The organism is Mycobacterium sp. URHB0021, from assembly GCF_054057895.1.
This window is the reverse complement of the sequence record NZ_JBSRZT010000002.1, coordinates 5,316,993-5,341,784: the sequence shown is the minus strand read 5'-3', so window position 1 is coordinate 5,341,784 and position 24,792 is coordinate 5,316,993. Positions and strand designations below refer to the sequence as shown.

Sequence of the window (24,792 nt, the reverse complement as noted above, 5' to 3'; positions counted from 1 at the left end):
GCCGATGGCGTTTGGGGATTTCCAGCTAGAGATCTACCTGAAGGGATTGTCCGGCGTACTGCCGTCGATGCCGATGTCGTTTGCCGAACTGGAGGCCAGGGCGCAGTCGGCGATGTCGCCGTCGATCTGGTCCTACGTGGCCGGCGGTGCCGGCGACGAGCGGACCCAGCGCGTCAACGTCACGGCGTTCGAGAACTGGGGCCTGATGCCACGGATGTTCGTCGGCGCCGACGACCGTGACCTGTCCGTCGACCTGTTCGGCCTGTCGTTGCCCTCTCCGGTGATGATGGCGCCGGTAGGAGTCATCGGCCTGTGCTCTCAGGACGGGCACGGCGACCTCGCGACGGCTCGCGCCGCAGCTCGTACCGGTGTGCCGATGATCGCATCGACGATGTCCGCCGACCCCATGGAGCAGATCGCCGCCGAATTAGGTGACACCCCAGGCTTTTTCCAGCTCTACACCCCGTCGGACCGCGATCTGGCTGCCAGTTTCGTTCATCGCGCCGAGGCGGCCGGCTTCAAGGGCATCGTCGTCACGCTGGACACCTGGATTCCCGGTTGGCGCCCGCGGGACCTCACGACATCGAACTTTCCGTTCCTGCGGGGGCACTGCTTGGCCAACTACACCAGCGATCCCGTATTCCTGGACAGCCTGGACCACACTCCCGAGGAGAATCCGCAGGCCGCCACGCTGCGCTGGATTCAGGTCTTCGGCAATCCGCTCACGTGGGACGACCTGCCCTGGTTGCGTTCGCTGACCGATCTGCCGCTGATCGTCAAGGGCATCTGCCATCCCGATGACGCGCGACGCGCCAAAGACGGTGGTGTGGACGGAATCTACTGCTCCAACCATGGTGGCCGGCAGGCCAACGGCGGGGTCCCCGCCATCGACTGCCTGCCCGCGGTCGCCGAGGCCGCCGACGGTCTGCCGGTGCTGTTCGACTCGGGAATCCGCAGTGGACCCGACATCGTCAAGGCGCTCGCGTTGGGCGCCGATGCCGTCGTCATCGGTCGACCCTACGTTTACGGGCTTGCACTGGGCGGGGTCGACGGGCTGGTCCACGTCCTGCGGTCGCTGCTCGCCGAGGCCGATCTCACCATGGCCGTCGACGGGTATCGGTCACTCAAGGAGTTGACGCCCGAGGCGCTGCGGCGCGTCACCTGAGCCAGTGCCTCCGCGTCTGCGACGGTAGGAGAGTGGACGCGATACTCGAGGAGTTCGACGAGTACCTCGCGCTGGAGCGTGGCCGCTCCGACCACACCCGCCGGGCGTATCTGGGCGATCTGCGGTCGCTGTTCGCCTTTCTGGCCGAACGCGCGCCCGACCCGAACTTGGCGGGCGTGACCCTGCCGGTTTTGCGGTCGTGGCTCTCCGCGCAGGCGGCCGCGGGCGTGGCGAGGACCACGCTGGCGCGGCGCACCTCGGCAGTCAAGACCTTCACCTCCTGGGCGGCGCGGCGCGGGCTGATGTCCGGTGATCCGGCGGCCCGGTTGCAGGTGCCCAAGGCGCGCCGGACACTGCCATCGGTACTGCGTCAGGACCAAGCACTCGATGCCATGGCGGCCGCCAATTCGGGTGCGCAGCAAGGTGATCCGCTGGCACTGCGGGACCGGTTGATCGTCGAACTGTTGTATGCCACGGGTATTCGCGTCAGCGAGCTGTGCGGGCTGGACATCGATGACGTCGACACCCCCCGGCGACTGCTGCGCGTGCTGGGCAAGGGCAACAAACAGCGCACCGTGCCGTACGGCGAGCCGGCCCAGGTGGCGCTGGCCGCGTGGCTGTCCGATGGGCGCCCGGCGCTGGCCATCGCAGAATCGGGGCCGGCGCTGCTGCTCGGAGCCCGTGGCCGACGGCTGGACCCGCGGCAGGCCCGAACCGTCGTGCACCAGACCATCGCCGCCGTCGACGGTGCGCCCGACATCAGCCCGCACGGGCTTCGGCACAGTGCCGCCACGCATCTGCTCGAGGGTGGCGCCGATCTGCGCGTCGTGCAGGAGCTGCTCGGTCACTCGACGTTGGCGACCACGCAGCTCTACACCCATGTGACGGTCGCGCGGCTGCGTGCGGTCCACGACCAGGCTCACCCCCGCGCCTGACGTCGCGCCCTAATGGGATTTCCGGTAGCTGACTCGCCCCGCAGCAGCCCGGGCTTCTGTCTCGGCGAAGCTGACGCTAGCGCAGCAACGCAATGACTTTGGCGATATCCGGCATCGCCGACGGGCGGCCCGGCCATTGGTCGAAGACAGTCCAGTAGCTCACCCCGAACCGCCGCTGACGTTCGGTGAGATGCTCTGCCATCTGCTCGTGTGTGCCGAGCAGGACGAAGGGCGAGTCGAGGACGAACTGCGGCGAGATCCCGCCGAACGCGGCGGCGAGTTCGGCCGCCGAGGCTTGGCGGTCGTCGGTTTCCACCACGAACTGGATCAACGCGTTGAGTTCGATGGACTCGAAGCGGTTGCCTGCGGCCTCGCGCACGATCCCGATGCGATCCCGCAGTCCCGCGCTGTCGAAGTGCGTCAGGTTGACCTTGGTGGCGTCGCGGTTGTGGCTGAATCCGGCCAGCCCGGCGATGTCGGCCACCCGGCCGGCGAGCTGCAACACGCGTGACCCGTTGCCGCCGATCAACAACGGCACCGAAACTTCGGGCGCCGCAACGAGTTCGCCCGCGGCGGCCCGGACACAGTAGTGGGCGCCGTCGACGTCGACGGCCTCCCCGGCCAGCAGTCGACGGATGATATTCGCCGATTCGATCAGTCGGTCGACACGCGTGCCGCCGGGATCGAACCGGATGCCGGCCGCGTCGTACTCGGATTTCATGTGTCCGGCGCCGAGACCCAGCTCGAACCGACCGCCGGAGATCGCGGCGACCGTGGAGGCCTCCCGCGCTGTCTCGACGGGATGTCGGAGGTCGTTGTTGAGCACCAGCGTCCCGGTGTGCAGGCGCGAGGTGGCGACCGCCGCGGCCGTCGCGCCCGCGAACGGCGACAGCGACGCGACGAGATGGTCGGGAATCGTCAGCACGTCGAACCCGGCAGCTTCCACCGAGACCGCGAAGTCGCCGAAGTCGGCGCCGCGGGGCAGTGCGGAGTGCAGGCCGAATCGCGGAGGGCGTGAGCGGTGGGCTTCGGAGGCGGCGTCGGTCATGCCACCGACGGTAGGCGCGTCTATCCGGTGACGATCAGGACAAGGCTCCACACGACGAGGACGGCCAGCGCCGACATCTGGGCCACGGTCGCCACGGTGACGCCTGGATCGCATACGACATCTCCTTGAGCGGAGAGGTTTCCGGCGGCGCTGACCGGTCTGCCGGCACCGGCTCGTGGAATCGGTGAAAGTACAGCTGGATCAGCGTCGCTCCGATCCACATCCCGCCGAGGAAGCTGACCGCTTCGACCCCGCGCCACAACAGCAGGCACGACAAGACGACGGTGAGCCCGAGAACGATGACATCGGACAGGCGGTGGCCGACGGCTTGTCGCAATAGCTCTTGTCCAGCGCTTCGCGACGCTTGCGGTAGGGGTATCGAGCATGATCCCAGCCTGCGAGCAGCGTTCCGCGGGTTCGGGATCTGTACGCCCACGACGGGTTGTTCAGCCGCGCGGCGACCGTGAACGTGCGCAAAGTCGCGTTGTTGACCGGCGTGTTGGCCGCAGACACGCTCGGTCGCGGTCAGGGGTGCAGCGGTTTCAGGCGGATCGGCGTGCTGGCCAGCAGTCCCAACGGGTCGACATAGTCGGCGCGGGCGGCCGCCCCCCACATCGCACCCCAGTGCAGGCACGCCGCGACCGCACAGCCGGGATGGCCCGCCGACAACTCACCGATCAGCGCCCCGCCGGCGACCAGCTGCCCGACCCGCACCACCGCCCGCACCGGCTCGTAACTGGTGCGCAGCCCGCCGGGGTGGGCGATCGACACCAACGGGCGCCCCGCCAGCTCACCGGCGAACACCACCGTGCCTCCGCCACCCGCATAGACCGGCTGGCCAGGCGTCCCGGACAGGTCCACGCCCCGGTGGCCGCGGTTCCAGTTCGGCGTCGGAGCGTCGAACGTGCGCATCACCGCAGGTCGGGGGCGTAACGGCCAGTCCAGCCTGCCATCGGCGGCGCCAGCGGACGGCGCCCAGGCCACAGCCACGGCCAGCATTGCCACCAGCTTGCGCATCTGACCAGTTCAGCGCGCTGCCCCGACTCGAACCAGCCCGACGAGCGATGCTGTGGATGGCGGACGCGGTGGGGAAAAGCATCCTTTCCAGCGTGTAAACTTCTGACCGCAGCTCGCTTGCGCGGGCTGACTTCGCGTGTCTGCACCATGGCCCCCATTGGCGGTCATACCCGGATGCCGGCGGTCTCGTCCCGAACTTCTCGGAACGAGTCCGGCAACCAGCGGGCACCAGGGCTCGGCGTCACCCGACGCTGCGCGTCAACCGACAACAAGAGGACATGGCCAACACTATGGCTGTCGTAACCATGAAGCAGCTGCTGGACAGCGGCACCCACTTCGGGCATCAGACCCGACGCTGGAATCCCAAGATGAAGCGGTTCATCTTCACCGACCGCAACGGCATCTACATCATCGATCTGCAGCAGACGCTGACGTACATCGACAAGGCGTACGAGTTCGTCAAAGAGACTGTCGCCCATGGCGGCAGCATCATGTTCGTCGGCACCAAGAAGCAAGCGCAGGAGTCCATCGCCGAAGAAGCGACCCGCGTCGGCATGCCCTATGTGAACCAGCGCTGGCTGGGCGGCATGCTCACCAACTTCTCCACCGTGCACAAGCGGCTGCAGCGCCTCAAGGAACTCGAGGCGATGGAGCAGACCGGTGGCTTCGAGGGTCGCACCAAGAAGGAAATTCTGATGCTGACCCGCGAGAAGAACAAGCTGGAGCGCAGCCTCGGCGGTATCCGCGACATGCAGAAGGTGCCGTCGGCGATCTGGGTCGTCGACACCAACAAGGAGCACCTGGCGGTCGCGGAGGCTCGCAAGCTGAACATCCCGATCATCGCGATCCTGGACACCAACTGCGATCCCGACCTCGTCGACTACCCGATCCCGGGCAACGACGACGCGATCCGCTCGGCCGCACTGCTGACAAAGGTCGTCGCCTCGGCGGTTGCCGAGGGGCTGCAGGCGCGCGCCAACGTGGGCCGCAACGGCGACAAGACCGAGACCGAGGGCGCCGCCGAACCGCTGGCGGAGTGGGAGCAGGAGCTGCTCGCCGGTGCCACCGCCACCGCTGACCCGGGGGCAGCCGAGGCCGCACCCACCACCGAAACCCCTCAAGAGTCATAGGGAAAGGCTGAAATGGCGAACTACACCGCTGCCGACGTCAAGCGCCTTCGGGACCTGACGGGCGCCGGAATGCTCGACTCGAAGAACGCGCTGGTGGATGCCGATGGCGACTTCGACAAGGCCATCGAGCTGCTGCGCATCAAGGGTGCCAAGGACGTCGGCAAGCGTGCCGAGCGGGCGACGGCCGAAGGGCTGGTCGCCGCCAAAGACGGCGCGCTGATCGAACTCAACTCCGAGACGGACTTCGTCGCGAAGAACGCCGAGTTCCAATCGGTGGCCGATCAGATCGTCGCCGCGGCGGCGGCCGCGAAGGCGACCGACGTCGACGCGCTCAAGGCCGCCAACGTGGGCGATACGACCGTGGAGCAGGTCATCGCGGACCTGTCCGCCAAGATCGGCGAGAAGCTCGAGCTTCGCCGCGCCGCCTACTTCGCCGGCACGGTCGAGACCTACCTGCACAAGCGGGCGGCCGACCTGCCGCCGGCCGTTGGTGTGCTGGTGGAGTACACAGGCTCCGACAAGAGCGCAGCCCACGCGGTCGCTCTCCAGATCGCCGCGCTCAAGGCCAAGTACCTGACCCGCGACGACGTGCCCGCCGATGTCGTCGCTAATGAGCGCCGTATCGCCGAGGAGACCGCCCGCAACGAGGGCAAGCCCGAGCAGGCGCTGCCCAAGATCGTCGAGGGCCGCGTGACCGGTTTCTACAAGGACGTCGTGCTGCTGGATCAGCCGTCGGTGTCCGACAACAAGAAGACGGTCAAGGCTCTGCTCGACGAGGCAGGCGTGACCGTCACCCGGTTCGTGCGGTTCGAGGTCGGTCAGGCCTGACGACGATGGCGGGTGAGGAACGAGCCCGCTGAGGAGTCCGGCCAATCGGAACTGGCCTAGCAGCCAGCTACGCAAAGGCCCCCACCTCCGGGTTGGGGGCTTTTGCGTTTCCGGGCTCGGCTTGCCACGCTTCGGCGGTACGTATTGGTACCGTCTCTGCATGACACGCATTCACGCCTTCGGCGACGACGCCCTGGGCGAGCTCGACGCGGTCGGTCTGGTCGAAGCGCTGAGCGCCGGCGACGTGTCGGCTTCCGAACTCGTCGACGCCGCCATTGCGCGCACCGAGGCCGTCAACCCGAGCCTCAACGGCCTGGCGTACCAGGCATTCGAGCGGGCGCGGCGGCGGGCCCGGTCATCGCGCCCCTACGGTGGTTACTTCGACGGCGTGCCGACTTTCGTCAAGGACAACGTCGACGTCGCGGGCATGCCCACCATGCAGGGCGCCGATGCGTGGGAACCGCATCCCGCGCCCGCCGACGGCGACTGGGCGCGCACCTTTTTGGCAACCGGGCTCATCCCGCTGGGCAAGACGCAGCTGTCGGAGTTCGGGTTCAGCGCGGCCGCCGAGCATCCGCGGATCGGCCCGGTGCGCAACCCGTGGAACCCCGACCACACCGCCGGCGCGTCGTCGTCCGGCTCGGCCGCATTCGTCGCCGCCGGCGTGGTGCCGATCGCCCATGCCAACGATGGCGGCGGCTCGATCCGAATTCCCGCCGCCTGCAACGGGTTGGTGGGATTGAAGCCGACCCGCGGCCGGTTGCCGCTGGACAAGCAGATGCGGCAGATGCCCCTGCGGGTCGTGCACAACGGTGTGGTGACCCGGTCGGTCCGCGACACCGCAGCGTTCTTCCGCGAGGCCGAGCGGATATCGCACAACCCGAAACTGCGGCCGATCGGCGCCGTCACCGGGCCGAACGATCAGCGGCGCAGCGTCGCGGTCATCACCCGTTCGTTGTTCCGGGAAGCCAGCCCGGAGATCCGCGAGCTGACCCTCAAATCGGCGGCACTGCTGGAAGAACTCGGTCATCGCGTGGAGTACCTGGACACCCCTCCGGTTCCCGATACCTTCGCCGACGATTTCGTGTTGTATTACTCGTTGTTGGCTTTTGCCTTGGTGCGCAACGGCACTCGCGTGTTCGGCAAGAGTTTCGACCGCGGCAGGTTGGACAACCTCAGCCTCGGATTCGAGCGTCACGCCGCCCGCAACATGCACCGAATGCCCCTGGCGATCGCGCGGCTGCGCGCTGTTCGACGACGGACCGCGCGGCTGTTCGGCACCTACGACGCGGTGCTGACGCCGACGCTGGCCGACCCGCCGCCGCCGATCGGACATTTCGATCCCACTGCCGAGTATCAACAGATCATCGATCGGCTCATCGACTGGGTGGCGTTCACACCGCTGCAGAACGCCACCGGCGAACCCGCGATCTCGCTGCCGCTCGCCGAATCGGCGCAGGGTCTGCCGGTCGGCATGATGTTCTGCGCCGCGGCGGGGGACGAGGCCCGGCTGCTGCAGCTGGCCTACGAACTCGAAGAGGCGCGTCCGTGGGCGCGGATCCGGTGACGTCCGCCTGAACCAGGACGAGCAGACGCCGACCCGCGCCTCATCCGAGTCGTCATGTGAGACTGCGTCTGCCCGCTTGAGTCGCCACCCACACCCTCAAACGAGCGGCGACTTAGCTGCGGTCTCCCTTCGTGAGCCGAATGCGGACGGTGGCGGACGGACAAGCATGTATGCGCTAGTAGGGCGCTTGATTAACGCTAGTGTAAATTTATCGAGGAGGTTAACTCCGGAATGCTGAGCGGGCATTGAATCGGTCCGAAATCGCTTATTTGGGGTCGGAGCCGATGGTCACCAGAATGCGTTTGAACAGAGTGCGCTGGTCGGTGGTCAGGTCCGCCATCACCCGCCCCTCCGCGGCGCGAACACCCGCATCCGTGCGATTCAGCAGCTCCCGGCCTTCGCGGGTCAGCTCGGCCGGCAGCGACCGTCCGGACGCCACGCTGGCCGGCCGGCTGACCAGTCCACGCTCCTCGAGGCTGCGCATCACCATGTTCATGGCCTGCGGAGATACGTTGGTGTCGCGGGCGAGTTCGGCGTTGGAGCGGCCGGGGAGCTTCGACAATATCCGCATGCAGATGTATTGGGGGAATGCCAATCCGAGCGGATCGAGGACACCCGTCGTGACCTCGGACCGCAGCGCGTTGTTGGCGCGGTACAGCAGGTAGCCCAGCGGCTGATCCTCGAGGGACTCGTTCATATCAATCATCTTGACATATATCAATCTCATTGATATCCATGAGACATGACTACACCACAACCACAAGAAATGTTCGAATCGGCATATCGCGGCGAGGCCGAGGAGTTCGAGGGTCAGCGCCCGCCGTGGAGCATAGGGGAGCCCCAGCCGGAGATCGCGGCGCTCATCGAGGCGGGCAAGTTCCACGGCGACGTGCTCGACGCCGGCTGCGGTGAGGCCGCAACGGCACTGCACCTCGCAGGCCAGGGATTCACCACGGTCGGCCTCGACCAGTCGCCGACCGCGATCAGGCTGGCCCGCGAGGAAGCCGAAAAGCGTGGCCTGACCAGCGCGACCTTCGAGGTGGCCGACATCAGCGCGTTCACCGGCTACGACGGCCGGTTCGGCACCATCGTCGACTCGACTCTGTTCCATTCAATGCCCGTCGAACTGCGAGAGGGTTACCAGCAGTCCATCGTGCGGGCGGCGGCACCGGGCGCGTCGTATTTCGTGCTGGTCTTCGACGCCAACGGCTGGCCCGAGAGCGGGCCGGCCCACCCCGTCACCGAGCAGGAGCTTCGCGATGTGGTGTCGAAGTACTGGATCGTCGACGAGATCCGGCCGGCCCGCATCCACGCGAACGTGCCCGAGGCATTCGCCGCCGGTTTCGCCCAGTTCGTCGGCGCGGAGATCCGGGACGAACCCAATGGGCGCAAGTCGGTGCCGGCCTGGTTGCTGTCGGCGCATCTGCCCGGCTGATCTGCTGGCTAACCCGACACCTACCGACCCCTTGGCGGTTCAAGGCCCGCGATAGGGCAGGATGAGGGGCGCCGTCCCTGGCCTTGCGCCGGGATGGCGATCTCTTGCGAGAACCCCGAAGGAGTCGGATGGCGGAACCCACCACCACCAACGGCGCCGGAGCATCGCCGCCGATAAGGCCGATGTACTCGCGCGTCCTGCTCAAGCTTGGCGGTGAGATGTTCGGCGGCGGGGAGGTAGGCCTCGACCCCGACGTGGTGGCGTTGGTGGCCCGGCAGATCGCCGAGGTGGTCCGCAGCGGAGTGCAGGTTGCCGTCGTCATCGGCGGCGGCAACTTCTTCCGCGGCGCGCAACTGCAGCAGCGCGGCATGGAGCGCACCCGTTCGGACTACATGGGCATGCTCGGCACCGTGATGAACAGCCTTGCACTGCAAGACTTTCTGGAGCACGAAGGCATCGCGACGAGGGTGCAGACCGCCATCGCGATGGGCCAGGTGGCCGAACCGTACATCCCCTTGCGGGCGGTGCGTCATCTCGAAAAGGGGCGCGTGGTGATCTTCGGCGCCGGCATGGGCCTGCCGTACTTCTCCACCGATACGACGGCAGCGCAGCGGGCTCTCGAGATCGGCGCCGAGGTGGTGCTGATGGCCAAGGCCGTCGACGGCGTCTTCACCGCCGATCCGCGTGAGGACCCCGACGCCGTACTCCTCACCGCGATCAGCCACCGTGAGGTCATCGACCGCGGACTGAAAGTCGCCGACGCCACTGCCTTCAGCCTGTGCATGGACAACGGCATGCCGATCCTCGTCTTCAACCTTCTCACCGACGGCAATATCGCGCGGGCGGTGGCAGGTGAGAAGATCGGAACACTGGTCACCACCTGACGGTCGACCGGGCACTCAGCGCATTGCGCGCACGCGAGGAGCAGAAGGAGACAACTCACCGTGATCGACGAAACGCTCTTCGACGCCGAGGAGAAGATGGAGAAGGCGGTGTCGGTGGCCCGCGACGACCTGTCGTCGATTCGCACCGGACGTGCCAACCCCGGCATGTTCTCCCGCATCAACATCGACTACTACGGCTCGATGACACCCATCACGCAGTTGTCGTCCATCAACGTGCCCGAGGCGCGTCTGGTGGTCATCAAGCCGTACGAGTCCAATCAGCTGCGAAACATCGAGGACGCCATCCGCAACTCCGACCTCGGCGTCAACCCCACCAACGACGGCAACGTCATCCGCATCGCGATCCCTCAGCTGACCGAGGAGCGCCGCCGCGACCTCGTCAAGCAGGCCAAGGCCAAGGGTGAGGATGCCCGGGTGTCGGTGCGCAGCATCCGCCGGAAGGCCATGGAGGAGCTGCACCGCATCCGCAAGGACGGCGAGGCCGGTGAGGACGAAGTCAGCCGGGCGGAGAAGGACCTCGACAAGACCACCCACACCTACACCAGCCAGATCGACGACCTCGTCAAGCACAAAGAGGGCGAGCTGCTGGAGGTCTAAGTGACCGATCAGCAAGCTTCTCCAGTGGCACACACCGAGCCCGGTCCGACGGAGCCGGCCAAGAAGGCGTCCCGGGCCGGCCGCAACCTGCCGGCCGCGATCGGCGTCGGCGTTGTCCTCGGCGGGATCGCGATCGGAATCCTGCTGTTCGCGCCGATCGGATGGCTGCCCGTGCTCGCGGTGGCGATGCCGATCGCCACCCACGAAGTCGTTCGCCGACTCCGCGAGGCGGGCTACGTCCTGCCCGTGATTCCCCTGTTGGTCGGCGGCCAGGCCATGATCTGGTTGACCTGGCCGTTCGGGCCGGCCGGTTTGTTGGGCGCGTACGGCGGAACGGTCGTCGTGTGCATGGTCTGGCGCCTGGTCGGACAGGGGCTCCGCGAGCCACCACAGAACTACCTGAGGGACATTTCGGCCACCGTGTTGATCGCGACATGGATACCGCTGTTCGCCGGCTTCACCGCGCTGCTGATCTTTCAGGATCACGGCGGTGCCCGCGCGTTCACCGTGATCGCAACGGTCGTCTTCGCCGACATCGGCGGATATGTCGCCGGCGTGCTGTTCGGTAAACACCTGATGGTGCCCGCGATCAGCCCGAAGAAGTCGTGGGAGGGACTGGGCGGCTCGCTGCTGTTCGGTGTCACGGCAGCGGTGTTGATCGTGGCGTTTCTGATGGGCAAACCGGCCTGGGTCGGCGTGCCGCTCGGTCTGATGCTGGTGATCACCGGCGTCCTCGGCGATCTGGTCGAATCGCAGGTCAAGCGTGATCTCGGCATCAAAGACATGGGCACGCTGCTACCCGGGCACGGGGGCCTGATGGACCGGATCGACGCGATGCTGCCGTCGGCCGTCGCGGGCTGGATCGTGCTGACGCTGCTCGCGTGAGTGCTCAGTGGCCGGTCAGGTAACGCTCGACGGTCGGCCCGACCAAGGCCACGAGGTCGTCAACGGGGGTCGACGCGATCGGCTCGATCTTCAGTTGATACCGCGCGAACGCCAATCCCATGAGATGGCTGGCCACCAACTCCACGCGTAGCTCGGCGTCGGAAACCTTGAACTCTGCGGCGACGCGCTCTGCCATCGGTCCGGCGAGCGCATCGTGCAACATGCTGCGGGCCTGCGGCTGTATCGAGGCTGACCGCCACAGCGTCAGCAGCGGTTCGAAGACCCCGCCGTCGTCCCAGTGTTCGAGGAAACCGCGCACGAGCCTGCGCCCGATCTGCTCGGTGCTCTCGTCGAGGAGCGACGCCATCTGGTGCAGCGGGTGCTGGGGTCCGGTGAGCACCGAGGCGCCGAACAACCCTTCTTTGTTGCCGAAGAAGTAGTAGACCATCGCGACGTCGACTCCGGCGTCGCCCGCGATTTTTCGGACCGTCGCCCGCTCATAGCCGTCACGCATGAAGTTCTCACGCGCCGCGTCGACGATGCGTTGTTTGTTCTGCTGACCGGTGCGCCACCGGCCGGTGCGCCGCGCTTCGGGCATGTCCGAAGCGTACTTCAACGCATGTTGATGTATTGCGGAGGCGGTCGTATCCTCGTTCTTGAACCGCTGTTGAAGAAGGAGGACGACGATGAAGACGCTGGAACGACGACTGTGGTGGCGGCACATCCTGTCATTTCTGCTCTTCCCGGCGACGATGGCGATCGTCATACCGGCACTGATCGTGGGCTGGGCCGACGTGCGGGTGCCGGATGCGGGCTCGCCTTTGACGGTCGGACTGATGAGCGTCGGTGTGCCGTTGATCGTGGGCGGACTGGTGATGCTGTGCTGGACGGTCTACCTGTTCGATCGGGTCGGCGAGGGAACGCTGGGCATCGGAGATGTGCTGGGGCAGCCGGTCAAACTGGTGGTCCGCGGTCCCTATCGCCACGTTCGTAATCCGATGATCAGCGGCGTGTTGGCGATGCTGCTCGGGGAAGCCGCTGTCGCCGCCTCCGGCTGGCTCTTACTCTGGTTCGCAGTGTTCTTCGCGGTCCTGACGACTGCGATCCAGGTGTGGGAAGAGCCCCATCTAGCGCGCCGATTCGGGGCCGAATATGTCAGTTACCGCCGGAATGTGCCTCGCTGGATCCCACGCGTGTCGGGCTGGGAGCCGAGTCGCTGACGTTTTCGGGGGCGCGCTCGCGCTGACGGCGTGAGCCCCGCACGTTGAGCCAGCACGCCGCTGCTCCGATGAGCAGACCCACGGCGATTCCGATATCCGGACGCTGGCCGAGCAGCAGCCACGACAGCACGCCCGCAATGGCCGGGATGACGGCGAACAGCATGGCGACCGCCGCGGCGCCGTGGTTGTTGACGGCGCGGACGTACATCGTCATGCACAGGGCCGCGTTGAGCAGGACGACCGCGGCCACCACGCCCGCCGCCTTCCACGGGTCGGTCACGTTGAACGGCATCAGCGTGGCCAGCACGACGACGGGCAGTACGCAGGCCGCGTTCTGCAACGCTGCCGTGGCGCGAAAGTCCACGCCCGAGATGAATCGCTGCTGATAGACCCCGCCGGCGGCCACACTGAACAACCCGACGAGGAGTAGCAGCACAACGGGGTCGACGCCACCCACCGCCAGCAAGCGGCCCGCGCAGGCCGCCAACACGGCAAGCACCCCCAACGCCAGCGCACCGACCCTCATCCACGACAGGCTCTCGCCCAGGAACATCGCGGCGAGGAGCGCGGTGACGACGGGGTTCATCGAGATGATCACCGCACCCAGCACGGCCGGCGCGCCGTGCATCAATGCCAGGTAGAGACAGGTGAACAGCAGTCCCTGCGCCAGTAGGCCGCTGACCAACACGTGGGCCAGGGTGCGGCCAGTGGGCCACGTCACTCGCGCGATCAACGCCCATCCCGACAGCAGCACAGCCGCCAGACCAAACCTGAAGACCAGTACCGCCATCGGTGACATCGCCGAAACCGCAAGAGCACCAATCGGATAACCGAGGGCATACACGAATGCCAGCGAGGAAGCCGTGCGAGCAGACATCGTGGGCATCGCCATGGTTCCCATAGTTGCGACCAACGTCGCCGGTCGCCATTCAATTTCCGCCGTCGATGGATGAGATACTGACCGAAGCTCATGGCCACATCTCTGCCCCTGGTTTTCGACGCACCCCGCCGCGCGATGCCGCCGCGTCACCTGGCCGACCTCGACGAGGCCGGCCGTGCCGCAGCCGTCGCGGACCTCGGGCTGCCCGCTTTTCGCGGTAAACAGCTGGCCAACCAGTACTACGGCCGGTTGACCGCGGACCCGAACCAGATGACCGACCTGCCCGCGGCGATGCGCGATCATGTCGCCGAAGCGTTGTTCCCGAAATTGCTCGACGCGGTGCGCGAGATCGAGTGTGATGCGGGGGAGACGCGCAAGATGCTGTGGCGTGCGGTCGACGGCACCACCTTCGAGTCGGTGTTGATGCGTTATCCCGACCGCAACACCGTGTGCATTTCGTCACAGGCGGGCTGCGGCATGGCATGCCCCTTCTGCGCAACCGGGCAGGGCGGGTTGAACCGCAACCTGTCGACGGCCGAGATTCTCGAGCAGGTGCGGGCGGCGGCTGTGGAGTTGCGGGACCGCGACGGTGACGGGATTGCGCGCTCCGCACGCGGTGATGGGATTGCGCGCGCCGCACGCGGTGATGGGATTGCGCGCGCCGGCAGGCTTTCCAACATCGTCTTCATGGGCATGGGAGAGCCGCTGGCGAATTACAACCGGGTGCTCGCCGCGCTGCGCCGAATCACCGCCGCGCCGCCGAACGGCTTCGGCATCTCGGCGCGTTCGGTGACGGTGTCCACCGTGGGGCTGGCGCCGGCCATCCGTAGGCTGGCCGACGAACGGCTCAATGTGACGCTGGCGGTGTCGCTGCACGCCCCCGACGACGAGCTGCGCGACACCCTGGTGCCGGTCAACAATCGATGGAAGGTCAGCGAAGTCCTCGACGCCGCAAAGTATTACGCCGATACCACGGGCCGGCGCGTGTCGATCGAATATGCGTTGATCCGCGACATCAACGACCAGCCGTGGCGCGCCGACCTGCTGGGCAAGCGCCTGCACGGTGCGCTCGGCCCGCTGGTGCACGTCAACCTGATCCCGCTGAACCCCACCCCCGGCAGCCAGTGGGACGCCAGCCCGAAGGCCGCCGAACGCGAATTCGTCAGGCGGGTCCGCGAACGCGGGGTCTCGTGCACAGTGCGTGATACGCGTGGCCGCGAAATAGCCGCGGCCTGCGGTCAATTGGCCGCCGAGGGCTGAGCTTTCGCCGGCGCGTTGACGGTCCACACGGAGACCAGGGTGCTGAAGTCCCCGGCGAAGAAGTCCGTCACCTCATCGAGCGAACCCGCGATCACACCGCCGAGGAGTAGGCGATGAACGCGTCGTCAGTGAACACCGACCGGTAGAGTGCCCAGTCCTTGGTGTCCACCGTGCGGGCGTACGTGGTGAGCAGAGCGGCGATCTCGAGTTTGTCGCAGGGGTTTTCGGGATCGATCATTCCGGCATCCCGATGGTCTTGACCGCCAGATCTTCCTTGTAGCCTTCCTCGCCGTTGCGATACCCGAGGCCACTCTGCTTGGTGCCGCCGAAGGGGCTGGTGATCCCGAAGTGGCTCTTGGCGTTGATGGTGACATTGCCCGTGCGCATCCGCTTGGCGACTTCGAAGGCCCGGTCGATGTCGCCCCCACTGACCTCACCGGACAGCCCGCAGATCGAGTTGTTCGCGATCGCGATGGCCTCGTCATCGGTGTCGTACGGCGTTGCCGCGAGCACGGGCCCGAAGATCTCCGCATGGGCGACTTGCGATTCCGGGTCGACATCGGCGAGCAGGGTCGCTGCCACGTAGTAGCCGGTCGCCAGGTTCTCCGGAATGCCGCCGCCGGTGACCAGCCGGACGCCCGAGTCGATGCCGCTCTTGATCAGCCCGAGTACCTTGTGCCGCTGGGTCTCGCTGATCTGGGGGCCGTGCATGTTGCCGGGTGTCCACAGATCACCGACGGGGAAGCCTTCTATCATGGACTTGAGAATGGCGAGGGTCTGCACATCGGTCAAGCACACAGCTCTACAAATTCAGGCCAGAGTGTCAGCGCGTTGGTGGATCTTCCGGGTGGCCGTGCGGCGCCGTGGCCGGGCAGCTCCGCTCAGGTCGAGGGATCGGCCGGCTTGATGCCCACCGCGTGGCGCAGCTGGGCGAGGAACTGGTCGTCGTCGTCGCTGCGCACGATGTAGTGCGATATCGCGACGCGGATGGCGGTGGCCGCCTTGACGGCGCCGTTGGGACCCGGCATCAGCCGCTGAAGACGCGTCCGCATCACCGGAATGATCCGCGCCAGTTGTGCGATCACCACCTCGGGCTCGATGTCCACCAACCGGACACCCGAATAGGACTGCTGGTAGGCGACGATGAATCTCAGTGCGGCGTCGAGCTTTTCAGTGCCCCGCAGGTCTGCCGTCGCCCTGCTGATACCGGTGTCGAACATCTCTCGTTCGAAGACCCCGAAGGCGTCGAGCAGTTCCCCTTTGGAGGCGAACCACCGATACAGCGTGGGCCGAGAAACGCCGGCCTGCAGCGCGACCTCGGACAGGCTCAGCTTGGTCTGGCCACTGCGTCCGAGGACTTCGGAGGTCGCCACGAGGATCCGGCGTCTCGTCGAACTGTCGTCGACGATCCCGGATGTGTCACGTAGTGGTTCGTTCACGTTCCCGGCCTCGATCGCTGTCGTTTCGATGATGGTATGCCGTGAGAACGCTGGTGAGGGCAGCGGCACGGCAGGTGCCGTTCACAGAGACTTCTGCAGCAGTGCCATGGTGTCGAGGTAAACGCGCCAACGGTGCGTCGCAATTCTTCCAGCGCGATCGCCTCGGCCTGCATACCGCCCAAACCGCGGTTATCAGCGCCGCGACATACGCGTAGAGCGCTCCGTGCCGGTAGCGCTCCCACAGGACGCCTGACCGAGTTCGGGGCCGCCCGCGGCCGCCGGTAGACGTACAGCAGATCGCGTTGGTGGCGTACGCGGTCGTCAACGCGGTGATTAGGGTGTAGGCGAGTTCCCGGCCGGGGTGGCCGCGCCGTACGGCCTGCCAGTCGAGCAGTCCCGCCTCTCCGTTGCGGAAGTACAGATTCCCCCGGGTGCGCGCCACCCTGCATGACTATGCGGCGGTTCGTCGATGAGCCGCGACGGCGCGGTAGTTCTCGTCGAAGAAGCGGCCGGTCAACGGATCGAACACCGAACCGTACGAGGCCGGCACGCCGGTCAGTTCAGGTGCGAGTCGGCCGGCCTGCCGACTTCACCCATCAGCCGGATGGCTGCGATCGCCGCCACCATCTTCACGAACACCGATTCCCCGACGGCATCGCCGGCCCGCTGTGCCGGCCACCAAGCCTCCAGTCCGAGCCGGCGTATTCATCGAGTTTTACAAATAACCGCCAATGTGCAAACCCTATCGAAGGGATGACCATGGCCGGACCATCGAAGGCATCAGGGTCGGGAAGCGCACCGCAGAGATCATCGCCCAATTGGAGACTATGCGGATCAGAGCAATACATACCACCGGGGGATACTCCGATGGCCAGCGGTTCCTGTTGAATACGAAAGGGATTGGGCTGTTGACCCACCCGGGTCTGGCCGAATCGGGCCTTGACGACAGGCCGGACGACGGCCCGGATCCGCGCGACGCAGTCGACCCTGAACATCCTTGGTGCAAAGGCCACGCCGCGGTGACTTGCCCCATACAGTGAAGGGGATGTGGCGTCGACGCGGAGGGTTCGACCGGTTGTGTTCTGCGGTGGCAGAACTCGAGCTCCCGCCTGCCGTGTTCAAGACGTGCCCGTGGGAACCGCGGACGCTCGTCGAGACCGGTCTGCGCCAGTGGCTGCGGTGCTGCGGCGCCGCGATGCGCGACAACCAGGTGATCGGAATGCCGTCCCACGCGGTCGACGAGGCGTGGCACGGCCTGATCCTGTGCACCGCGCGATATTCGGCCTTCTGCGAGGCGGCGTATGGCCGGTTCCTGCATCACCATCCCGAGGGCGGTGCACCATCCGGCGTCGTGAATACCTCCGGTTCGATGGACGATCAACTCCGCAGGACGGTCATCGCGTGGGCGATGGTCGCCCAACGGGGCGAGAAGTGTGTCCTCTGGGATCTCGACACCCATGTCGGCGTGGAGCGTCCGTGGGGCTTCGATCTGGTCCGAGTCGCCGAGATCGAAGCCGCTTTGAGCGAGGTCGGCGCCGGCAAGGCGTGACGGTCACCCGGTGGCCGTCCGCTCGTCGAGCAGTCCGACGGCGTCCCGGTCGGTGACCGCGTTGCCGCCGGTGGCATGACGTCCGGCGGTGCCCGAATGCGCGTCGAGCACCTCCACGGCCCGAACGGGTGTGTCTAGGGCGTGGCTGAACCACTCGGGCGTCAGTTCGTCGGGGTGGGCGGAATGGTCATGGCGTACGTCCGGGTGGGTGGTGCTTGACGCGGGCCGCATGGCGAAGCTGGTCCAGGAATTCGCCGTGATAGTCGCTGCGCACGAGGTGATGCGAAATCGCCACGCGCACCGCCGTCGCCGCGGCGACCGATCCGGGCATGAGGCGCTCCAGTCGTTTCGCGCATGAGGGGTAATACCTGTGCGAGTCGCGTGATCACCTGCGCGGGTTCGATGTCGATCATCCGCAGCCCGGGATAGGCCTGTTGGTACTCGACGATGAGCCGCAGCGCCGCGTCGAGTCCGTCGCCGGCCGGGAGGTCGGCGGTGGCTTCAGCGACGGCGCGCTCGTACCGGCAACGGTCGAGGCATCGCCATAGCTTTACAAAAAAATAGTGCAGGTGTCACGCTGAGTTTGTGACAGCCGCTCGCGAACACTGCTCCGGCGCGGAGACGTTGGCCCGACTCGGCGTGACCTGGCTGCAGGTGTCCGTCCCGGGGGACAGCGTGGCGCATGCGGTCGAGGTGATCGAACGCTTCGGCAGCGCGGTCATCAAGGGCGTGTGACCGACACCAGACAACATCGCGGATGCGATGCCCCGATATTGACATGGCGGTAAGCCGTCAGCGCGGCTCGAGAGGGAGGGGCCATGCCGGCCACAAGCTGTCAGACCTGCTCGAACCCGCTCCGAGATGATGCCAGGTTCTGCGACTCCTGCGGAGCGCCCGTATCGACCGATGCCGACAACGCGGAGTACAAGCAGATCACTATCCTGTTCGTGGATGTCGTGAACTCGATGGGCATCGCTGCCGCGCTGGGTGCCGAGCGATTGCGCGAGGTGATGACCGAACTGATCGACCGTTGCACGACGGTGGTGCGGCGGTACGGCGGGACTCTCGACAAGTTCACCGGCGACGGCGTCATGGCGTTGTTCGGCGCGCCGATCGCACTGGAGGACCATGCGCTTCGGTCCTGTCTGGCGGCGCTGGCAATCCAGTCCGAGATCAAGGCCCTGGCCGAACGACTGCAGAAGAGTGACGGGGTGGAGCTGCATGTCCGCATCGGGCTGAACTCCGGCGAGGTGATCGTCGGTGAACTCGGGTCGTCGCCGTTCTCCTTCACGGCGGTTGGCGAGCACGTGGGGATGGCGCAGCGGATGCAATCGGCAGCCGCGCCGGACACCGTGCTGCTCGCGGAGTCCGTGGCGTGGTTGGTGGACGGAGCCGTCGTGCTCGGCGAACGCGAGTGGGTGCACATAAAGGGTGCGGCGGACGCCGTGCCCGCACGACGCCTGATTGCGGCGAAACAGCGACCCGATCGCGCGGGCCATGAGTTGACTTTCGTCGGGCGCACACGGGAACTCCACTACGCCACGGGGATGCTCGACGGGGCACTGGCCGGCGGCGGGGGCGTGCTCGGGGTGGCCGGGGCACCGGGGATCGGTAAGAGCCGCTTTGTCCGAGAGTTGTGCGCGGGGGCGACGTCGCGGGGCATGGTTGATTTCGCCGCCCACTGTGAATCACACGCGCGGGCGATCCCGTCGCATGTGCTGGCGGCGCTGCTGCGAGCGGTGTTCGACGTCAATGATTCGGATCCGGCCGTTGCGCGCCAACGGGTACGGGACCGGACGCCTGACGGGAATGCCGACGACCTGGTGCTGCTGGACGACCTGCTGGGAATCGGGGACCCCGAAATCTCGCTGCCGGAGATCGACCCGGACGCACGCCGGCGCCGACTCATGCAGCTGTTGAACGCCGCATCGCTGGCCAGATCGACCCCGGCGGTCTTCGTGATCGAGGACGTGCACTGGATAGACGACGTGAGCGAATCGATGCTCGCGGGCCTGGTGTCGGTGATCCCGCAGACCAGGTCCCTGGTCGTGTTCACCTATCGGCCGGAGTACCGCGGCCCACTCAGAAACGTCGTCGGATCTCACACGATTGCGCTCACCCCGCTGGATGATTCGCAGACCACCGCCGTTGTCGAAGAGTTGCTCGGGTCGCACGCCTCGGTGTCGGGATTGGCCGCGCAAGTCGCGGACCGGGCGGCCGGAAACCCATTCTTTGCCGAGGAGATCGTGCGCGACCTCGCTGAGCGCGGGGTCATCGACGGACGACCCGGTGACTATGCCTGCGCGGGCGATGCCACCGTCGCCCACGTCCCCGCCACCCTGAAGGCCACCATTGCCGCCCGCATCGACCGCCTCGGAGTGCCGGCCAAGCGAACGCTCAGCGCTGCGGCGGTCATCGGGTCACGTTTCGGGTCGGACCTGCTGGACGAGCTGGTGCCGAGCACCTTGATGGCCGAGTTGATCGAGGCCGAGTTGGTCGACCAGGTGATGGCCGTCCCACGCCCGGAATATTGTTTCCGCCATCCCATGATCCGCACCGTCGCCTATGAATCCCAGTTGAAGTCGGGACGCGCCAAGCTGCATCGCCGCCTGGCCGCCTGCATCGAAGAGTCGGATCTCGTGTCCGCCGACGCCAACGCCGCCTTGATCGCCGAACATCTCGAGGCCGCTGGAGATCTCCGGGAGGCCTTCGCGTGGCGCATGCGCGCGGGCGCGTGGTCGGCCACCCGTGACATCACGGCCGCCAGGATGAGCTGGCAGGTAGCCAGAGGGCTGGCCGATCGACTGCCGGCCGACGACCGCGATCGGGTGGCGATGCGGATCGCCCCCCGGACGCTACTCTGCGGAACAGCCTGGCGCGCAGGCGGTATCGCGACCGACAACGGTTTCGAGGGACTGCGCCAGCTGACGGCGGCCGCGGGAGACAAGTTGTCGCTGGCGATCGGCATGGCGGGGGTGTTGGCGCAGCTGACCATGAACGGCAAGTTCGCCGAATCGTCGTTCTTTGCAACGGAACTCGCGGAGACCCTGGAGTCGATCGGCGATTCCACCATGACCGTCGGACTGCTGTACGGAGCGATCTACGCCAAGGGCGAGGCTGGGGAGATGGCGGCGTGCCAGCGGTTGGCGCAGCGCGTCATCGATCTGGCCGACGGTGATCCGGCCAAGGGCAATCTGGTGCTCGGGTCGCCGCTGGCGCTGGCGACCATCGCCCGTGGAGTCAGTCGATGTGCGCTGGGCTTTCCGGGCTGGCGCGACGATCTCGCCGACGGCATCACGATGGCGAGACCCTTCGACCCGATGAGCAGGGCGCTGGTCGTCACGTACAAGTATGCATTCGGCATCACCACCGGCGCTCTTCTTGCCGACGCAACAGCGATGACCGAAACCGCTGAGGCACTGGAGGTTGCGGAGGCGTCCGGCGATGACGTGACACTGTGGATGGCGCAAGTCACCCGGGGCATGACGCTCATTCATCACACCGACCGACATCGAGCGGCCGGCTTCGAGTTGCTCACCCGCAGTCGTGAGGCGGCCGCCCACGAGTTGTCGAACGTGATGGGTGTGATGATGATCGACGTGCATCTCGCGTGGGAGCTGCTGCGCCGGGGTGACATCGAGGGTGCAGTCGAATTGTCCAGGGCCGTCATCGAGGATCAGCTCACCACGGGCGAATTCCTGTACCGCGGACGGGCGACCACAGTTCTCGTGGAGTCGCTGCTGGCCCGCGGCGGCGACGCTGACCTGGCGGAAGCGGAGCTGGCGATCGAACGGCTGGCGACGGTGCCGACGGAGCCGCGGTACGTCGTCTTCGAGATCGCGTTGTCTCGACTTCGAGCGCTGTTGGCCAGAGCGCGCGGCGACGAACCCCGGTGCCGCAGGCTGCTCGCAGCGCATCGGGACCTGGTGGAATCATGCGGATTCGAACAGTACATCGAGAGTGCCGCCGCACCGAAACTGCGGTGAGTGCGCGATCTCGCCCGAATTTGCGATCTGGCCGCAGTCTCGGCGCCGGAAGCGGCTCAGAACGCGTCCTCCGGCAGGCTCATGATCTCGTCGTCGAGCGACTCGATGACGCCACGGAGCGAGGTGAGCTTCGGCAGCATGTTCGCGCCGAAGAACGCCGCGGTGGCGATCTTGCCCTCATAGAACGCCGCATCGGCGGCGGGCGGGTTGGCGTCCAGCGCAGCCTGCGCGACCTCGGCCTGCGCGAGCAGACGCCACCCGATGAGCAAATCGCCGACCGCGAGCAGGAACCGTACCGATGCAAGGCCGACTTTGTAGATCTCCGTGGGCCGTTCGGCGGCCGACATCAGATAGCCGGTCAGAGTGGCCGTCATGGCTTGCACGTCTTCGAGTGCGGTACGCACATGGGCGGCCTGCTTCTTCAAGCCGGCGTCGCAGTTGTCGATGGTCTCGCTGATCTGCGACGCGACGTGCGCCAACGCCTCACCCCGGTCGCGAACGAGCTTGCGGAAGAAGAAGTCCAGTGCCTGGATCGCGGTGGTGCCCTCGTAGAGCGAATCGATCTTGGCGTCGCGGATGTACTGCTCGATCGGGTAATCCTGGAGGAAGCCCGATCCGCCCAGCGTCTGCAGCGATTCGGTCAGGATCTCGTAGGCACGCTCGGATCCGACGCCCTTGACCACCGGCAGCAACAGGTCGTCCACCCGGTGCGCCATGCCGGGATCTGCTCCCGAAACAAGCTGCGCGACATCGTCGTTCTGATGGGCCGCAGCGTACATGTACAGCGCGCGCAGCCCCTCGGCGTAGGCCTTCTGGGTGAGCAGGCTGCGCCGGACATCCGGATGGTGCATGATCGTCACCCGCGGCGCCGTCTTGTCGGTCATCTCGGTCATGTCGGCGCCCTGTACCCGCTCCTTGGCGTAGGCGAGTGCATTCAGGTAGCCCGTCGACAGCGTGCCTGCCGACTTGACGCCGATGGTCATGCGGGCGTTCTCGATGACGGTGAACATCTGCGCGATGCCGTTGTGCACATCACCGACGAGATAGCCGACCGCGGGGACGCCATGCGCACCGAACGTCAACTCGCAAGTCGGTGACGACTTCAGACCCATCTTGTGTTCGAGTCCGGTCACGAAGACCCCGTTCCGAGGGCCCAGTTCGAGGGTGTCGGGGTCGAAGAGGTAATTCGGCACGTAGAAGAGGCTCAACCCCTTCGTGCCCGCGGCCGCACCCTCGGGGCGAGCCAGCACCAGGTGAAAGATGTTCTCGGCAGTGTCGCCGACGTCGCCGCCGGAGATGAACCGCTTCACGCCCTCGATGTGCCAGGTGCCGTCCGGTTGGCCGATTGCCTTCGCGCGACCCGCCCCGACGTCGGAACCCGCATCCGGCTCCGTCAGCACCATGGTTGCCGCCCAGCCACGCTCGAGACCCTTTGCTGCCCAAAGCCGTTGTTGCTCGTTGCCTTCGATGGCCAGCGCGTGTGCCATGGCCGGCCCGAGGGCGTAGAAAAAACCTGCAGACGGATTGGCGCACAGCAGCATCTCGTGGATCGCCCACGTCAGCGCCGCCGGGGCGGGCACGCCGCCGATCTCCTCGGCGATGCCGATGCGCCACCATTCGGCGTCCTTGACCGCCTGCACGGACTTGGCCAATTCCGGTGGCACAGAGATGGTGTGAGCGTGGGGGTCGAACACCGGCGGGTTGCGATCCGCGTCAGCGAACGACTCGGCGACCGGACCCTCGGCCAGGCGGGCAACCTCGTCGAGCATCGTCCGGACGGTGTCGGAGTCGAGCTCGCCGTAGTGGCCCGCGTCGAGAACCTCGCCGAGGTTCAGCACCTCGAACAGGTTGAAGTTGATGTCACGAACGTTGGCGATGTAGTGGCCCAAGGCTCTTCCCTTCACACTGACGACTACCCGGCAGTGTGTCTGAGCAGGGAAAACGTACGCAACCGTAACCTACGGTGACGAAACCGTAGGGTGCGACGTCAGGCCGGCGGGTGTGACGCGCGTCATACGCACCGCCTCAGCCGGCAGCCCCGCCCAATCCCGGCAACTCGGCGACGACGTCGGCCCCCGCGGCGTCGAAGCTGAGAAATCCCTTGATGGGTAGGGTTTCCGACAACGGGTCCTGATAACTCCACGCCACGTCATCGATGATCGTGCCGCCGATGACGGCCGACCAGTACGTCGCGTCGCGCTTGTAGTTGCAGTAGCTCGCGGTGTCCGACCGCCGCAGCAGATCGGTGCGGACCAGCGACGGGTCGACGCGGTGATACGGGTTCGGTAGAAGTGCCCGAGCCTGCGTCCTCCTCCAGCCATCGACGGCATCCCATGGCACGCGCAGGTAACCGGGCGCCTCCGGTTCGGGGTCGCCGGAAACGCCGCCGATCTCGTCGGCGGGGAACACATAGCTCAGCGGATGACCCCGCCGGTGCACCATCAGCGCGCGCTCGGTGTCGATCACCGTCCGGCCGTCGCGGATGCCCTGAACGCGGCGCGGGCGGGGTTCGATGAACACCAGATCAACGGCGTAGACGCACCGATGCTCTATACCGAGACACCCGAAGTCCACATGCACACCCTCAAAGTCGGCGTCCTGGACGTGTCGGGCGTCGATGGCGGCTTCACCTTCGATGTGTTCCGTCGGGTCGCCTATCCGCGGACCGCCCCCGGTGGGCGGCGGGAACTGGACCAGCTGATCGGCGAAATCGCCAGCACTCCTCTGGACCGCCGCCACCCCCTGTGGGAGATGTATCCGGTGTGTAGTTACGTCGACCAGCTCGCGATCTCGGTGCTGACCGACGACGTGACCCTCGACGATCCACCCGAGGTCATCGATGCGATGCTCGAGGCGTTCATCGAAATCAGAACCGCTGCCGGACTTCCGGCCATCTCACCTCTGTGGGTGAGGTTATGCCACTGGCCGCGGCGGCGCGCTGATCCG

24 protein-coding genes and 4 pseudogenes are annotated in these 24,792 nt (G+C 66.5%); 15 read left to right on the top strand and 13 right to left on the bottom strand.

The window, feature by feature from the left end:
- The first annotated feature begins 4 nt into the window (after positions 1-4).
- Both ACVWWN_RS28730 and ACVWWN_RS28725 read left to right on the top strand, forming a co-directional pair.
- On the top strand, positions 5-1,165 hold the full coding sequence (locus ACVWWN_RS28730; RefSeq protein ID WP_457146897.1) for an alpha-hydroxy-acid oxidizing protein: 1,161 nt from the start codon (positions 5-7) through the stop codon (positions 1,163-1,165).
- 32 nt (positions 1,166-1,197) lie between these two features.
- Positions 1,198-2,100: a tyrosine recombinase XerC gene (locus tag ACVWWN_RS28725; protein WP_457146896.1), complete on the top strand. Its 903-nt coding sequence runs from the start codon at positions 1,198-1,200 to the stop codon at positions 2,098-2,100.
- A 76-nt stretch (positions 2,101-2,176) separates the two neighbouring features.
- Here the strand turns inward: ACVWWN_RS28725 and ACVWWN_RS28720 are convergent, their stop codons facing one another.
- The 3 genes and pseudogenes from ACVWWN_RS28720 to ACVWWN_RS28710 all read right to left on the bottom strand — a co-directional run.
- Positions 2,177-3,148, bottom strand: a complete 972-nt coding sequence (locus tag ACVWWN_RS28720) for a TIGR03621 family F420-dependent LLM class oxidoreductase (protein ID WP_457146895.1) — start codon at positions 3,146-3,148, stop codon at positions 2,177-2,179.
- A gap of 34 nt (positions 3,149-3,182) precedes the next feature.
- Positions 3,183-3,485: a hypothetical protein gene (locus tag ACVWWN_RS28715; protein ID WP_457146894.1), complete on the bottom strand. Its 303-nt coding sequence runs from the start codon at positions 3,483-3,485 to the stop codon at positions 3,183-3,185.
- Positions 3,486-3,682: 197 nt separating this feature from the next.
- Positions 3,683-4,117: pseudogene (locus tag ACVWWN_RS28710) on the bottom strand (M23 family metallopeptidase); the annotation flags it as partial.
- A 338-nt stretch (positions 4,118-4,455) separates the two neighbouring features.
- Here ACVWWN_RS28710 and rpsB point away from each other — a divergent pair.
- The 3 genes from rpsB (at position 4,456) to ACVWWN_RS28695 (ending at position 7,690) form a co-directional block, all read left to right on the top strand.
- The gene (gene rpsB, locus ACVWWN_RS28705; RefSeq protein ID WP_457146893.1) at positions 4,456-5,295 is read left to right on the top strand and encodes a 30S ribosomal protein S2; all 840 of its coding nucleotides are present in this window, start codon (positions 4,456-4,458) and stop codon (positions 5,293-5,295) included.
- 12 nt (positions 5,296-5,307) lie between these two features.
- Complete coding sequence (gene tsf / locus ACVWWN_RS28700; protein WP_457146892.1) at positions 5,308-6,123, top strand: translation elongation factor Ts; 816 nt, start codon at positions 5,308-5,310, stop codon at positions 6,121-6,123.
- Positions 6,124-6,283: 160 nt separating this feature from the next.
- Positions 6,284-7,690: an amidase gene (locus ACVWWN_RS28695; RefSeq protein ID WP_457146891.1), complete on the top strand. Its 1,407-nt coding sequence runs from the start codon at positions 6,284-6,286 to the stop codon at positions 7,688-7,690.
- A 265-nt stretch (positions 7,691-7,955) separates the two neighbouring features.
- Here ACVWWN_RS28695 and ACVWWN_RS28690 read toward each other — a convergent pair whose 3' ends face one another.
- A complete protein-coding gene (locus ACVWWN_RS28690) occupies positions 7,956-8,396 on the bottom strand; it encodes a MarR family winged helix-turn-helix transcriptional regulator (protein ID WP_457149316.1) in 441 nt (146 codons plus the stop codon).
- Between the two features lie 36 nt (positions 8,397-8,432).
- Here ACVWWN_RS28690 and ACVWWN_RS28685 point away from each other — a divergent pair, with 36 nt between their 5' ends.
- The 4 genes from ACVWWN_RS28685 (at position 8,433) to ACVWWN_RS28670 (ending at position 11,512) form a co-directional block, all read left to right on the top strand.
- Positions 8,433-9,125: a class I SAM-dependent methyltransferase gene (locus ACVWWN_RS28685; RefSeq protein WP_457146890.1), complete on the top strand. Its 693-nt coding sequence runs from the start codon at positions 8,433-8,435 to the stop codon at positions 9,123-9,125.
- A gap of 128 nt (positions 9,126-9,253) precedes the next feature.
- The gene (gene pyrH, locus ACVWWN_RS28680) at positions 9,254-10,009 is read left to right on the top strand and encodes a UMP kinase (protein ID WP_457146889.1); all 756 of its coding nucleotides are present in this window, start codon (positions 9,254-9,256) and stop codon (positions 10,007-10,009) included.
- A gap of 60 nt (positions 10,010-10,069) precedes the next feature.
- On the top strand, positions 10,070-10,627 hold the full coding sequence (frr, locus tag ACVWWN_RS28675; protein ID WP_457146888.1) for a ribosome recycling factor: 558 nt from the start codon (positions 10,070-10,072) through the stop codon (positions 10,625-10,627).
- Entirely contained in the window at positions 10,628-11,512 is an 885-nt protein-coding gene (locus tag ACVWWN_RS28670) for a phosphatidate cytidylyltransferase (protein ID WP_457146887.1), read from the top strand.
- 4 nt (positions 11,513-11,516) lie between these two features.
- Here ACVWWN_RS28670 and ACVWWN_RS28665 read toward each other — a convergent pair whose 3' ends face one another.
- Positions 11,517-12,110, bottom strand: a complete 594-nt coding sequence (locus ACVWWN_RS28665; protein ID WP_457146886.1) for a TetR/AcrR family transcriptional regulator — start codon at positions 12,108-12,110, stop codon at positions 11,517-11,519.
- Positions 12,111-12,198: 88 nt separating this feature from the next.
- Between ACVWWN_RS28665 and ACVWWN_RS28660 the strand changes: the two genes are divergently transcribed.
- Entirely contained in the window at positions 12,199-12,732 is a 534-nt protein-coding gene (locus ACVWWN_RS28660; protein ID WP_457146885.1) for a methyltransferase family protein, read from the top strand.
- On the opposite strand, the gene ACVWWN_RS28655 is transcribed toward ACVWWN_RS28660, so the two are convergent.
- Positions 12,668-13,618 (bottom strand): DMT family transporter, encoded by a 951-nt coding sequence (locus tag ACVWWN_RS28655; protein WP_457149315.1) that lies wholly within the window; start codon positions 13,616-13,618, stop codon positions 12,668-12,670. The two genes, ACVWWN_RS28660 and ACVWWN_RS28655, sit on opposite strands and share 65 nt — an antisense overlap.
- A gap of 84 nt (positions 13,619-13,702) precedes the next feature.
- Between ACVWWN_RS28655 and rlmN the strand changes: the two genes are divergently transcribed.
- The gene (gene rlmN / locus ACVWWN_RS28650; protein WP_457146884.1) at positions 13,703-14,872 is read left to right on the top strand and encodes a 23S rRNA (adenine(2503)-C(2))-methyltransferase RlmN; all 1,170 of its coding nucleotides are present in this window, start codon (positions 13,703-13,705) and stop codon (positions 14,870-14,872) included.
- Between the two features lie 91 nt (positions 14,873-14,963).
- On the opposite strand, the gene ACVWWN_RS28645 is transcribed toward rlmN, so the two are convergent.
- The 3 genes and pseudogenes from ACVWWN_RS28645 to ACVWWN_RS28635 form a co-directional block, all read right to left on the bottom strand.
- Positions 14,964-15,110 (bottom strand): nuclear transport factor 2 family protein, encoded by a 147-nt coding sequence (locus ACVWWN_RS28645; protein WP_457146883.1) that lies wholly within the window; start codon positions 15,108-15,110, stop codon positions 14,964-14,966.
- A pseudogene (locus tag ACVWWN_RS28640) lies at positions 15,107-15,646 on the bottom strand (aldehyde dehydrogenase family protein); the annotation flags it as partial. The pseudogene ACVWWN_RS28640 and the gene ACVWWN_RS28645, both read right to left, overlap by 4 nt.
- A 107-nt stretch (positions 15,647-15,753) precedes the next feature.
- Positions 15,754-16,311: a TetR/AcrR family transcriptional regulator gene (locus ACVWWN_RS28635; RefSeq protein ID WP_457146882.1), complete on the bottom strand. Its 558-nt coding sequence runs from the start codon at positions 16,309-16,311 to the stop codon at positions 15,754-15,756.
- A 1,045-nt stretch (positions 16,312-17,356) separates the two neighbouring features.
- Here ACVWWN_RS28635 and ACVWWN_RS28630 point away from each other — a divergent pair.
- On the top strand, positions 17,357-17,860 hold the full coding sequence (locus tag ACVWWN_RS28630; protein ID WP_457146881.1) for a hypothetical protein: 504 nt from the start codon (positions 17,357-17,359) through the stop codon (positions 17,858-17,860).
- Between the two features lie 3 nt (positions 17,861-17,863).
- Here ACVWWN_RS28630 and ACVWWN_RS28625 read toward each other — a convergent pair whose 3' ends face one another.
- Positions 17,864-18,091 (bottom strand): hypothetical protein, encoded by a 228-nt coding sequence (locus ACVWWN_RS28625; RefSeq protein ID WP_457146880.1) that lies wholly within the window; start codon positions 18,089-18,091, stop codon positions 17,864-17,866.
- Positions 18,048-18,393, bottom strand: a pseudogene (locus tag ACVWWN_RS28620) (TetR/AcrR family transcriptional regulator); the annotation flags it as partial. The pseudogene ACVWWN_RS28620 and the gene ACVWWN_RS28625, both read right to left, overlap by 44 nt.
- A 52-nt stretch (positions 18,394-18,445) precedes the next feature.
- On the opposite strand from ACVWWN_RS28620, the gene ACVWWN_RS28615 reads away from it, so the two are divergent.
- Positions 18,446-18,595 carry a hypothetical protein gene (locus ACVWWN_RS28615; RefSeq protein WP_457146879.1) on the top strand — a complete coding sequence of 50 codons (150 nt, stop codon included), beginning with the start codon at positions 18,446-18,448 and terminating at the stop codon, positions 18,593-18,595.
- An 83-nt stretch (positions 18,596-18,678) separates the two neighbouring features.
- Positions 18,679-21,846: an AAA family ATPase gene (locus ACVWWN_RS28610; RefSeq protein ID WP_457146878.1), complete on the top strand. Its 3,168-nt coding sequence runs from the start codon at positions 18,679-18,681 to the stop codon at positions 21,844-21,846.
- 56 nt (positions 21,847-21,902) lie between these two features.
- Here ACVWWN_RS28610 and ACVWWN_RS28605 read toward each other — a convergent pair whose 3' ends face one another.
- Both ACVWWN_RS28605 and ACVWWN_RS28600 read right to left on the bottom strand, forming a co-directional pair.
- Positions 21,903-23,735 (bottom strand): acyl-CoA dehydrogenase, encoded by a 1,833-nt coding sequence (locus ACVWWN_RS28605; RefSeq protein WP_457149314.1) that lies wholly within the window; start codon positions 23,733-23,735, stop codon positions 21,903-21,905.
- 136 nt (positions 23,736-23,871) lie between these two features.
- Positions 23,872-24,420, bottom strand: coding sequence for a DUF427 domain-containing protein (locus ACVWWN_RS28600; RefSeq protein WP_457146877.1), 549 nt, complete (start codon positions 24,418-24,420; stop codon positions 23,872-23,874).
- On the opposite strand from ACVWWN_RS28600, the pseudogene ACVWWN_RS28595 reads away from it, so the two are divergent.
- Positions 24,391-24,603 (top strand): annotated as a pseudogene (locus ACVWWN_RS28595) (wax ester/triacylglycerol synthase domain-containing protein); the annotation flags it as partial. The gene ACVWWN_RS28600 and the pseudogene ACVWWN_RS28595 overlap by 30 nt on opposite strands.
- Positions 24,604-24,792 lie beyond the last annotated feature (189 nt).

What these genes read in the sequence shown, in the direction of transcription:
- ACVWWN_RS28730 (WP_457146897.1), top strand. Translation starts at nt 5, where the DNA reads ATGGCGTTTGGGGATTTCCAGCTAGAGATCTACCTGAAGGGATTGTCC.
- ACVWWN_RS28720 (WP_457146895.1), bottom strand. Translation starts at nt 3,148, where the DNA reads ATGACCGACGCCGCCTCCGAAGCCCACCGCTCACGCCCTCCGCGATTC.
- rpsB (WP_457146893.1), top strand. Translation starts at nt 4,456, where the DNA reads ATGGCTGTCGTAACCATGAAGCAGCTGCTGGACAGCGGCACCCACTTC.
- tsf (WP_457146892.1), top strand. Translation starts at nt 5,308, where the DNA reads ATGGCGAACTACACCGCTGCCGACGTCAAGCGCCTTCGGGACCTGACG.
- ACVWWN_RS28695 (WP_457146891.1), top strand. Translation starts at nt 6,284, where the DNA reads ATGACACGCATTCACGCCTTCGGCGACGACGCCCTGGGCGAGCTCGAC.
- ACVWWN_RS28690 (WP_457149316.1), bottom strand. Translation starts at nt 8,396, where the DNA reads ATGATTGATATGAACGAGTCCCTCGAGGATCAGCCGCTGGGCTACCTG.
- ACVWWN_RS28685 (WP_457146890.1), top strand. Translation starts at nt 8,433, where the DNA reads ATGACTACACCACAACCACAAGAAATGTTCGAATCGGCATATCGCGGC.
- pyrH (WP_457146889.1), top strand. Translation starts at nt 9,254, where the DNA reads ATGGCGGAACCCACCACCACCAACGGCGCCGGAGCATCGCCGCCGATA.
- ACVWWN_RS28665 (WP_457146886.1), bottom strand. Translation starts at nt 12,110, where the DNA reads ATGCCCGAAGCGCGGCGCACCGGCCGGTGGCGCACCGGTCAGCAGAAC.
- ACVWWN_RS28660 (WP_457146885.1), top strand. Translation starts at nt 12,199, where the DNA reads ATGAAGACGCTGGAACGACGACTGTGGTGGCGGCACATCCTGTCATTT.
- ACVWWN_RS28655 (WP_457149315.1), bottom strand. Translation starts at nt 13,618, where the DNA reads ATGCCCACGATGTCTGCTCGCACGGCTTCCTCGCTGGCATTCGTGTAT.
- rlmN (WP_457146884.1), top strand. Translation starts at nt 13,703, where the DNA reads ATGGCCACATCTCTGCCCCTGGTTTTCGACGCACCCCGCCGCGCGATG.
- ACVWWN_RS28645 (WP_457146883.1), bottom strand. Translation starts at nt 15,110, where the DNA reads ATGATCGATCCCGAAAACCCCTGCGACAAACTCGAGATCGCCGCTCTG.
- ACVWWN_RS28630 (WP_457146881.1), top strand. Translation starts at nt 17,357, where the DNA reads ATGTGGCGTCGACGCGGAGGGTTCGACCGGTTGTGTTCTGCGGTGGCA.
- ACVWWN_RS28625 (WP_457146880.1), bottom strand. Translation starts at nt 18,091, where the DNA reads ATGCGGCCCGCGTCAAGCACCACCCACCCGGACGTACGCCATGACCAT.
- ACVWWN_RS28610 (WP_457146878.1), top strand. Translation starts at nt 18,679, where the DNA reads ATGCCGGCCACAAGCTGTCAGACCTGCTCGAACCCGCTCCGAGATGAT.